The 3,289-nt window shown below is 56.6% G+C and carries 1 rRNA gene; it reads left to right on the plus strand.

Annotation, left to right across the window (positions count from 1 at the left end):
* Positions 1 to 142: 142 nt before the first annotated feature.
* Positions 143 to 3,267 (plus strand): 23S ribosomal RNA (locus ACFVWY_RS35455).
* Positions 3,268 to 3,289 lie beyond the last annotated feature (22 nt).

Here is a 3,289-nt window from a genome sequence, read left to right on the forward strand (position 1 = left end):
GTGCCGGGCACGTTGTTGGGTGTCTGAGGGTACGGCCGTATGGTCGCCTTCAGTTGCCGGTCCCAGTGAACTTGTTCTTCGGAGCGGGGTGATGGGTGGCTGGTCGTTGTTTGAGAACTGCACAGTGGACGCGAGCATCTGTGGCCAAGTTTTTAAGGGCGCACGGTGGATGCCTTGGCACCAGGAACCGATGAAGGACGTGGGAGGCCACGATAGGCCCCGGGGAGCTGTCAACCAAGCTTTGATCCGGGGGTGTCCGAATGGGGAAACCCGGCAGTCGTCATGGGCTGTCACCCGCTGCTGAACACATAGGCAGTGTGGAGGGAACGAGGGGAAGTGAAACATCTCAGTACCCTCAGGAAGAGAAAACAACCGTGATTCCGGGAGTAGTGGCGAGCGAAACCGGATGAGGCCAAACCGTATGTGTGTGATACCCGGCAGGGGTTGCGCATGCGGGGTTGTGGGATCTCTCTTTTGCGGTCTGCCGGCCGTGAGACGAGTCAGAAACCGTTGATGTAGGCGAAGGACATGCGAAAGGTCCGGCGTAGAGGGTAAGACCCCCGTAGCTGAAACATTGACGGCTCGTTTGAGAGACACCCAAGTAGCACGGGGCCCGAGAAATCCCGTGTGAATCTGGCGGGACCACCCGCTAAGCCTAAATATTCCCTGGTGACCGATAGCGGATAGTACCGTGAGGGAATGGTGAAAAGTACCGCGGGAGCGGAGTGAAATAGTACCTGAAACCGTGTGCCTACAAGCCGTGGGAGCGTCGCTGTGTGTGCTTGCACATGCAGTCGTGACTGCGTGCCTTTTGAAGAATGAGCCTGCGAGTTTGCGGTGTGTTGCGAGGTTAACCCGTGTGGGGAAGCCGTAGCGAAAGCGAGTCCGAATAGGGCGTTTTAGTAGCACGCTCAAGACCCGAAGCGGAGTGATCTAGCCATGGGCAGGTTGAAGCGGAGGTAAGACTTCGTGGAGGACCGAACCCACCAGGGTTGAAAACCTGGGGGATGACCTGTGGTTAGGGGTGAAAGGCCAATCAAACTCCGTGATAGCTGGTTCTCCCCGAAATGCATTTAGGTGCAGCGTCGTGTGTTTCTTGCCGGAGGTAGAGCACTGGATAGGCGATGGGCCCTACCGGGTTACTGACCTTAGCCAAACTCCGAATGCCGGTAAGTGAGAGCGCGGCAGTGAGACTGTGGGGGATAAGCTCCATGGTCGAGAGGGAAACAGCCCAGAGCATCGACTAAGGCCCCTAAGCGTACGCTAAGTGGGAAAGGATGTGGAGTCGCAGAGACAACCAGGAGGTTGGCTTAGAAGCAGCCACCCTTGAAAGAGTGCGTAATAGCTCACTGGTCAAGTGATTCCGCGCCGACAATGTAGCGGGGCTCAAGCGTACCGCCGAAGTCGTGTCATTCGTATATTGATCCCCAACGGGAGTACGGATGGGTAGGGGAGCGTCGTGTGCCGGGTGAAGCAGCCGCGGAAGCGAGTTGTGGACGGTTCACGAGTGAGAATGCAGGCATGAGTAGCGATACACACGTGAGAAACGTGTGCGCCGATTGACTAAGGGTTCCTGGGTCAAGCTGATCTGCCCAGGGTAAGTCGGGACCTAAGGCGAGGCCGACAGGCGTAGTCGATGGACAACCGGTTGATATTCCGGTACCCGCTTTGAAACGCCCAATACTGAATCAGGCGATGCTAAGTCCGTGAAGCCGGCCCGATCTCTTCGGAGTTGAGGGTAGTGGTGGAGCCGATGAACCAGACTTGTAGTAGGTAAGCGATGGGGTGACGCAGGAAGGTAGTCCAGCCCGGGCGGTGGTTGTCCCGGGGTAAGGGTGTAGGCCGTGTGGTAGGTAAATCCGTCACACGTTAAGGCTGAGACCTGATGCCGAGCCGATTGTGGTGAAGTGGATGATCCTATGCTGTCGAGAAAAGCCTCTAGCGAGTTTCATGGCGGCCCGTACCCTAAACCGACTCAGGTGGTCAGGTAGAGAATACCGAGGCGTTCGGGTGAACTATGGTTAAGGAACTCGGCAAAATGCCCCCGTAACTTCGGGAGAAGGGGGGCCACGTCTGGTGATGGGTTTTACACCTTGAGCTGGGGGTGGCCGCAGAGACCAGCGAGAAGCGACTGTTTACTAAAAACACAGGTCCGTGCGAAGCCGTAAGGCGATGTATACGGACTGACGCCTGCCCGGTGCTGGAACGTTAAGGGGACCGGTTAGCTGACTTTCGGGTTGGCGAAGCTGAGAACTTAAGCGCCAGTAAACGGCGGTGGTAACTATAACCATCCTAAGGTAGCGAAATTCCTTGTCGGGTAAGTTCCGACCTGCACGAATGGCGTAACGACTTCTCGACTGTCTCAACCATAGGCCCGGTGAAATTGCACTACGAGTAAAGATGCTCGTTTCGCGCAGCAGGACGGAAAGACCCCGGGACCTTTACTACAGTTTGATATTGGTGTTCGGTTCGGCTTGTGTAGGATAGGTGGGAGACTTTGAAGCGGCCACGCCAGTGGTTGTGGAGTCGTCGTTGAAATACCACTCTGGTCGTGCTGGATGTCTAACCTGGGTCCGTGATCCGGATCAGGGACAGTGTCTGATGGGTAGTTTAACTGGGGCGGTTGCCTCCTAAAGAGTAACGGAGGCGCCCAAAGGTTCCCTCAGCCTGGTTGGCAATCAGGTGTTGAGTGTAAGTGCACAAGGGAGCTTGACTGTGAGACCGACGGGTCGAGCAGGGACGAAAGTCGGGACTAGTGATCCGGCAGTGGCTTGTGGAAGCGCTGTCGCTCAACGGATAAAAGGTACCCCGGGGATAACAGGCTGATCTTCCCCAAGAGTCCATATCGACGGGATGGTTTGGCACCTCGATGTCGGCTCGTCGCATCCTGGGGCTGGAGTCGGTCCCAAGGGTTGGGCTGTTCGCCCATTAAAGCGGTACGCGAGCTGGGTTTAGAACGTCGTGAGACAGTTCGGTCCCTATCCGCTGTGCGCGTAGGAATATTGAGAAGGGCTGTCCCTAGTACGAGAGGACCGGGACGGACGAACCTCTGGTGTGCCAGTTGTCCTGCCAAGGGCATGGCTGGTTGGCTACGTTCGGGAGGGATAACCGCTGAAAGCATCTAAGCGGGAAGCCTGCTTCGAGATGAGTATTCCCACCAACTTGATTGGTTAAGGCTCCCAGTAGACGACTGGGTTGATAGGCCAGATGTGGAAGCCCGGTAACGGGTGGAGCTGACTGGTACTAATAGGCCGAGGGCTTGTCCTCAGTTGCTCGCGTCCACTGTGTT

The organism is Streptomyces sp. NPDC058195 (assembly GCF_042883525.1).
Lineage (GTDB): Bacteria > Actinomycetota > Actinomycetes > Streptomycetales > Streptomycetaceae > Streptomyces.